9 protein-coding genes are annotated in these 6,655 nt (G+C 34.7%); 1 reads left to right on the top strand and 8 read right to left on the bottom strand.

Annotated features, from left to right (window positions below):
• Positions 1-19: 19 nt before the first annotated feature.
• The 7 genes from NL42_RS19585 to NL42_RS19555 all read right to left on the bottom strand — a co-directional run bounded on the left by NL42_RS19585 (position 20) and on the right by NL42_RS19555 (position 4,960).
• On the bottom strand, positions 20-478 hold the full coding sequence (locus tag NL42_RS19585) for a hypothetical protein (protein ID WP_461314016.1): 459 nt from the start codon (positions 476-478) through the stop codon (positions 20-22).
• A gap of 251 nt (positions 479-729) precedes the next feature.
• Positions 730-924, bottom strand: coding sequence for a hypothetical protein (locus tag NL42_RS19580; RefSeq protein WP_461314015.1), 195 nt, complete (start codon positions 922-924; stop codon positions 730-732).
• A 181-nt stretch (positions 925-1,105) separates the two neighbouring features.
• Complete coding sequence (locus NL42_RS19575; RefSeq protein ID WP_461314014.1) at positions 1,106-1,423, bottom strand: hypothetical protein; 318 nt, start codon at positions 1,421-1,423, stop codon at positions 1,106-1,108.
• A gap of 142 nt (positions 1,424-1,565) precedes the next feature.
• Complete coding sequence (locus NL42_RS19570; RefSeq protein ID WP_461314013.1) at positions 1,566-2,270, bottom strand: hypothetical protein; 705 nt, start codon at positions 2,268-2,270, stop codon at positions 1,566-1,568.
• Positions 2,271-2,637: 367 nt separating this feature from the next.
• Positions 2,638-3,675: an FUSC family protein gene (locus tag NL42_RS19565; RefSeq protein ID WP_461314012.1), complete on the bottom strand. Its 1,038-nt coding sequence runs from the start codon at positions 3,673-3,675 to the stop codon at positions 2,638-2,640.
• Positions 3,676-3,764: 89 nt separating this feature from the next.
• On the bottom strand, positions 3,765-4,547 hold the full coding sequence (locus tag NL42_RS19560; protein ID WP_461314011.1) for an SDR family oxidoreductase: 783 nt from the start codon (positions 4,545-4,547) through the stop codon (positions 3,765-3,767).
• Positions 4,544-4,960: a GlcG/HbpS family heme-binding protein gene (locus tag NL42_RS19555; RefSeq protein WP_191899430.1), complete on the bottom strand. Its 417-nt coding sequence runs from the start codon at positions 4,958-4,960 to the stop codon at positions 4,544-4,546. The genes NL42_RS19560 and NL42_RS19555 overlap by 4 nt, the downstream gene beginning before the upstream one ends.
• Before the next feature lie 112 nt (positions 4,961-5,072).
• Here NL42_RS19555 and NL42_RS19550 point away from each other — a divergent pair, with 112 nt between their 5' ends.
• On the top strand, positions 5,073-5,975 hold the full coding sequence (locus NL42_RS19550) for a LysR family transcriptional regulator (RefSeq protein ID WP_461314010.1): 903 nt from the start codon (positions 5,073-5,075) through the stop codon (positions 5,973-5,975).
• An 82-nt stretch (positions 5,976-6,057) separates the two neighbouring features.
• Here the strand turns inward: NL42_RS19550 and NL42_RS19545 are convergent, their stop codons facing one another.
• Positions 6,058-6,612 carry a TetR/AcrR family transcriptional regulator gene (locus tag NL42_RS19545; RefSeq protein WP_461314017.1) on the bottom strand — a complete coding sequence of 185 codons (555 nt, stop codon included), beginning with the start codon at positions 6,610-6,612 and terminating at the stop codon, positions 6,058-6,060.
• Between the last annotated feature and the right edge of the window lie 43 nt (positions 6,613-6,655).

Raw genomic sequence — 6,655 nt, 5'->3', positions numbered from 1 at the left:
CGTTCACTTCTATATTCTTTTATGAAGGAGTTTTATTAGTTTTAATAAAATCCTCAGATTTAAAATAATTGATAATCATGTCTGCATGCTCCTCTTTTGAAGAGGCAACATTTATAGGAAACGCCTCTTTCGACATCTTAAAACCTGGTGGAAGAAATTGCGAAATAGGAGGCAGTTTGGGTTTTCCACCTTCCGTGATTCGCTCGATAAAACCAGCCAACCAAAGAAGATACTCACCTTCATTTGCGAATTTCGGCATAACACTCAAATCAATCTGGACCTTGCACTCACTTAACGGTTTCGTTAAGTTTTCTTCAAAGTCTATATAATTGTATTTGAGCTTAAACTCCGTTCCCTTGATGGCTTTTCGAATCTGACTAATTAAACAGTTAAGGTTCTGAGTAATGTCATCAGTGAATAAGCTATCTTTTTTAATATTTTTATAAACCTTTTCGGCTACAGCTAGATACTTTGGCATTAACCTCTCTCTCCGTACTATTGTTATAAAGTGCTGATCTATGAATGTTTTCTGTCTTTGATTATGCTTAAAGAAATGTAATTAAAAGTAATCTTGTAAGAATGGTTTGTAAGTAGTTTGTGCTTTATGTAAATTGCACCATAAAAACACCTAAAAATATTATGGTTTTGATAACTCATCCGCAAAATGAATGGTCGAATAGAGATAATTGGAAATATTTACTTTCATATTATTTTGACCACTTGGTAAAACTAATATGTTTTCATTTGCTTATCTCGACGAACTAAACCAAGAACAGCTCGACGCACTCGTATCTCTTCTTCAGAAAAAGGTAACTGTTCGATGAGTTCCTGAATTGAAAGAAAGTTATTTTCTATTAAGAAGCAGTCTTGCTCTGTGGTCCAAGTTGAAGTAGTTGACTCAATTTGTTTTAGATAATGTTTCATATTTCCTAGCAATTTTGCAAACACGAGAAACCTGCTTTTAGAGCAAGCTTATAGATTAAATTTTGTGGTGTTCATTATTATAGCAGTCTGTAGATCATATGTTCAGTTGATCTTATCACCGATCAGAGCCACTCTAAATCGGCTTCATAAAAAAGCCCACAGATTGTGGGCTTCCTATAGGTTATTTTGCGGCATTCACCCCAACAATAAACTGACTACAATTAGAACCTTCAGATGCGTTACCTAATTGCTTTTCAGAGAATTTGAATTTTGATGCAACTGACTCATAATCTTTTTTAAGGCTTTGACCTGTTAGCTCACCTAACTGTTTCACTTGTTCTGGCTTCAAGATGCCATGTTCAACCGCTTGGTTTACCATGACACATGCTGTAGTCATTGCGTCATAACGTGCAGCAGTTTTAGAGTAGCCTAGAGCGCCTATTACTCCACCAACAATTAAGCCAATAATTACCGCTAAAGTTACGTGCATTTTATTCATTTTTTAAATACCTAAAAAATCTAACTAAAAGACGAACACATCAAAGGGTTGTGTTCAAGTCCAGTTAGGATAGTCGTATTTACATGATATAAAAAGTTAGATTCTGTCACATTTTTTGATAGATTTAGATGCATATAAACCATTAAGGTAAAAACGGCTTTGTTAGAAATACAAATCCGACAGAGAAAAAAGCATTATCGTGATGAGACATTTGGTTGCCATAACTTGCATTTAATTGAACAAGGTCTTTATAGACCATATATCGAAAACCTGTTTGGTAAAAGTCATCATTTCGGTCATTACCATATACTTCGGCAGTGAGTGTTAATGGATGAGTAAGTTGTGTTTCAGTTCCAATTCCCCACGTAGTTTGGTTTTTATGCGTAATATTTTCACGTAACCAACCAAGGTTGGCATGTATTAAAAACTTATCATCCAATGTAGAAAGACTTAAAGGAACGTTGACCGTCCAATCTTTCTGTGAAGAATCTTTAGCATTTATTTGTGTGCCAAAAGAAAAACCGATTCCCCAATCATTCGTTTCTAAAGGTTTTAATAAGGTTTTACCTTGAAAAGTTGCATAACTGACGTGCTCAGTATCATCGTTTACTCTTCCCATCCCTATCGCAAATTCAAAATTACCACCAAAATTACAGGCTGGTGTTGCCCAATATTCTTTGCTGTCAGGGTTATGCTGCGCCCAAGTTTCTAGCTGACAAGTTTTTGGCGAAACAAGAGCAGCATCGTCAACCACCATAGGTCGTCCACTATGGCTCGCGTTAGATAATGCAAATAAACAGAAACCAGAAATAAGTGAGCGTTTCTTTAAAGTAAATAACACTGGCATCACTCCCATAAGTCATGGAGCACATGCAAGTACTGCAACCTGTCATGAATAAATCATGGGTTAATAATAGAAATAAAAAGATGGAAATAAAAAACCTCTTCTTGCATCCACAAAAAGAGGTCTGTCAGGACTTCAGTGGATACTTAGACTATTACCGATCGACTACTGTCACTCGAGCAAGTACTCACATTGAAGCTCCTAAAAATTAGTTGGGCGGATTCTAAAATTACCGTTGTTAAATATCAAGTTAAAATTTCATGACAATCTATGCTACAGACTGATCGTTCGATCAAAGACTTAAAATGATGTTGAATTTTTTGATTTTTAAATAATTTTCGATATTTGATAAGAATAAAAGATTTTAAAATTAAGACTTTCGGTTATGTATAACATATCCACCCACTAAACCAATAAAGCACCCCAGCAATACATCTATAAATCTGGTAAAGGCTATTGAATATAAATCAAAATTAGCACTCTCTAAAATTAAATTACTCGCTTCGGCTTGTAAAATAGTTAAAAGGGTAATAAAAATAACGGCTAATGCATAATTCCGCGTAATAAAATATTCAACAACAAACATTAATAACATCACAGCTATAGCGATGCCCCACCCATTTAATAGTTGAGACAATATTAAAACTGTAACTCCTCCTCCAATCATTGTACCGAGTACACGATGTAAAATTTTACTAAAAACATCTCTAAAATTAGTCTGTTGTAATACGATCAAACAACTTACAGAAACCCAATAATAATTTTTTAACTCAAATATTTTAGAAAAGAAGACTGCGATACCGACAAATAAAGCAATAATAATAGACTCACTAATTACATAGTTAAAATCATAATTAAAAGAAGGTGTAGATAATTTTTCCTTCTTTTTGTGCAACATAAATACGCTATAAATCATAGCTAAAAAGCTTGCAAATAGTGCACCCAAAAACATCATTCCCACATTAAATGGAATTTGTGAAATCGCTACATTTGAGTTTGTGCCAACACTTAATGCAATAATAAAGAATAATCCACTCGGTGGACCTACTCTAAAAAATCGGCATATCATCAAAATAGCAAATGTCATCAGAGAAAAAATGATAAATAAAGGAAACTCTAATGAGTGACTCAGTAAACCGACTAAATAGCTAAAACTAATACCTACTGTTGCACAGGCCATTGTTAAAAAACGGAAGTATAAAGGTGTATTATTCGGCGTATAGAGAAATATCATTCCACCCAAACTTGAGATCAAACCGTATTCAATATGTCCAAGATATATAGCCAAAAAAATTGGTAAACTTGTTGCTAAGGCTGCTGTTAAAGGAAGTTCCCAAGTCCGATCACTTTTTTGTAGTAAAAATAATCCTATTAATTCTTGTTTTAATATTTTGATAAATCTACTCATCATTATTACCAAATAAAATTAAGTAAGGTCTATGCGAAATGTTGAGTTAAAAGCTGTTCCACTAATTTAACTAGAGGAACAGCTTTTTTTTAATTATTTTCTTTAACCCACAAATCAGCCTGATAGTCTTTTACAATATCAACAAAACTCTCAGGTAATAAGTTTCTAAATAGCTTCACCTCACCCGACACAACTTTCACAATACGCTCAATAAGTTCCTCAGGACTATACTGTTCTAAAGGAAATTTGAAGCTGTCTTCAGTCAACTGGGTAAAGTTTTTCTTTGGATCGTACCATTTTTTCATTTCTAGCATTTGAGCATCATTGAAGCCAGTGTCGTAAGGCCCAGGGTTAACGACCGTCACTTTAATATTGTAGTCTTTGAGTTCCTCACTCAAGACTTCTGCCATTGCCTCTATGGCATGTTTTGTTGCGCAGTACGGACCTGTTAATGCCTTTGTGATTAACCCTGCAACAGATGAAATAAAAATGATTTGTCCAGCAATATTAGATTTCACCATATTTTGAACAATGCTTTGCGTTAATGCTAAAGCTGAGAAAACATTGACCTCAAAGTTTCTTTTAAAATGTTCCATTGGTATTTCTGCTAATGGACCAGTTTCTGCGATACCTGCATTATTAATCAGTACATCGACATTCCAAGTAGCTGCCCTTTCTCGATCTTCTGCATTCGAAATATCTAGCTTTTCAACTGTTAAATTAACATTTTGCTTTACTGCGAATTCTTTTAAGCTTTCTATTTCAGATACGGCGTAAACTGAAGCAATCACCTGATTACCTGCCTTAGCAAGCGCAATTGCCATTAATTTTCCTAATCCAGTTCCAGCACCAGTTACTAATACTTTTTTCATTGCGTAAACCCTACATTTTTTAGAAAATATTCTGAACACATTTGTGCCATTTCCTTATCTTGTTCTGCTGTTCCACCAGAGACACCTATACTTCCTATAAACTCTCCAGCCTGATTTAGAAGTGGCACACCACCAGCGATTGTACTTAGGCCTCCGTTACTAAACTCTATAGACCAAATGGGCATATTCGGTTGTGATAGCTGTCCAAGCTTTTGAGTTTCTGTCCGAAATAAGCACGCTGTTTTAGCTTTCATCAAAGCAAGGTCAATTGACCCTAGCATTGAATGATCCATTCTTTGGAAAGCAAGTAAATTTGCAGATTCATCATAGATTGCAAAACAAAAGCTGAGTTGCTGTTGACTGGCTAAATCTACTCCGAATGAAATCATTTTCTTTGCCCAAATATGTTTCATAAAGATTTACCTTCCCATCGAATACTCTTCTTGATTCATAAAAATAGTATTTGAATAAGTAAGTTCATAATAGTAGCTTTGAAGTTCAAACAGCTTGAAGCCAGGGTTCAAAATGGATCATTACAAACGTATGGTTATTTTTACTAAAGTAGTGGAACAAGGATCGATGAGTGGTGCGGCAAGAATTCTCAATATGTCCCCATCTGCTGTAAGTCAACAAATTCGATATTTAGAAAAAATTAGTGGAATTACCTTAATACATCGCTCAACAAGAAAATTATCTTTAACCGAAATTGGCCAGCGATATTATTTTTATTGCAAACAAGTTGCTCAAGCAGCAGAAAATGCTCAAGCATTATTAGATACTGAAAAAAAAGAACCTTTTGGAGAGTTACGAATTTCAGCACCAGTCGGTTTATCTAATTATTTTATAGAAAGCTTAAAAGATTGGTCTCAGGCTCTACCGCACCTTAATTTAAACATTCAGGTTCAAGATCAGTATATCGATCTGATTACAGAACGGATTGATTTGGCTATACGTGTTGGGGAAATGCCAAGCTCTTCATTTATTGCTCACAAAATCTCTGAAATGCATATGAAACTTTATGCTTCCCCTGCTTGGGTAGAAAAACATGGAGTGCCCACTCATCCTAATGAGTTAGGTGATGAAAACTGGCTACATTTACAATATGCAACTAACGATACGATGATTCAAAAATATTTTTTTCATGAATCAACTTACACAAGTTACTATGCGGAAATTAAGCCCAAGTACCTTACCAACAATACTTTAATTCTTCATAAAATGTGTGAACAAGGCTATGGTGTTTGTTGTTTAAGTACATTTGAAGCTGAACAAGCATTATCAGAGGGTAAACTCGTTAAAGTACTTGATGACTGGAATGTTGGCACCATGAATATATGGGCAGTTACTACGCAGAAAAATACGAAATCAGCAAAAGTGACTCAGGCCATTGAATATATAAAGAGAAAACTCAAGCCAATCCAACCTTAACGTGCTTCAAGATATATATTTAATAGCCTTAGTCTATCTACAATATATAGAATTATTTTTTGAGATTTCTCTTTTTGGTCCCTCACCCAAACCCCAACAAAAAATACTCAAGCAACCGCTTTCTTTCATCTGGCTTGTTGGGGTCTAAAAGCTGAACCATCGCTCCATCAATCACAAACAAAAACATGTGTGCATCTTGTTTTGAAGCATTTGGGTTGGTTGTTAAAAGCAGTTTATAGATTTCATTAATAAACCAATTTCGATAGTCAACTACGGTCTGATAGGCCTTTGGATGTGTTTTCGCAATTTCAAAAATAGCTTTAAAAGGCAAATGGTAAAGCCCTTCTAAGTCGGCATGTAAAAAGTAAATCTTGCGCAGTTTTTCAACTAGAGTTAATTCTTTTCGAACATGGATAATCGAAATCACCTCTTGTTTAAGGCCATCTTTTTGAAAGGTTAGGCTCATTTCAATGAGACGTTCTTTTGAATGAAAGTAATTATAAAAAGTAGCTTTGGGCACTTTTGCCGACTCAACAATTCGGTCTACTCCGACGTTATGAAAGCCATATTTATTAAAGAGAAATATTGAAGTGTGAAGCACGCTTAAAGCACGAAATGGAAGATCTGAATGTGGCATAGTTTTACCGTTATAAAATAAATTATTGTTGTATATAAATGAG

The organism is Acinetobacter sp. GN11 (genome assembly GCF_054823985.1).
Note: the sequence above shows the minus strand (reverse complement) of the source record. Positions and strands in the feature narration are given on the sequence as shown.

Excerpts from the sequence above, each read along its gene's own strand:
- NL42_RS19545 (WP_461314017.1), bottom strand. The coding sequence starts at position 6,612 with ATGCCACATTCAGATCTTCCATTTCGTGCTTTAAGCGTGCTTCACACT.
- NL42_RS19585 (WP_461314016.1), bottom strand. The coding sequence starts at position 478 with ATGCCAAAGTATCTAGCTGTAGCCGAAAAGGTTTATAAAAATATTAAA.
- NL42_RS19565 (WP_461314012.1), bottom strand. The coding sequence starts at position 3,675 with ATGAGTAGATTTATCAAAATATTAAAACAAGAATTAATAGGATTATTT.
- NL42_RS19580 (WP_461314015.1), bottom strand. The coding sequence starts at position 924 with ATGAAACATTATCTAAAACAAATTGAGTCAACTACTTCAACTTGGACC.
- NL42_RS19575 (WP_461314014.1), bottom strand. The coding sequence starts at position 1,423 with ATGAATAAAATGCACGTAACTTTAGCGGTAATTATTGGCTTAATTGTT.
- NL42_RS19550 (WP_461314010.1), top strand. The coding sequence starts at position 5,073 with ATGGATCATTACAAACGTATGGTTATTTTTACTAAAGTAGTGGAACAA.
- NL42_RS19560 (WP_461314011.1), bottom strand. The coding sequence starts at position 4,547 with ATGAAAAAAGTATTAGTAACTGGTGCTGGAACTGGATTAGGAAAATTA.
- NL42_RS19570 (WP_461314013.1), bottom strand. The coding sequence starts at position 2,270 with ATGCCAGTGTTATTTACTTTAAAGAAACGCTCACTTATTTCTGGTTTC.
- NL42_RS19555 (WP_191899430.1), bottom strand. The coding sequence starts at position 4,960 with ATGAAACATATTTGGGCAAAGAAAATGATTTCATTCGGAGTAGATTTA.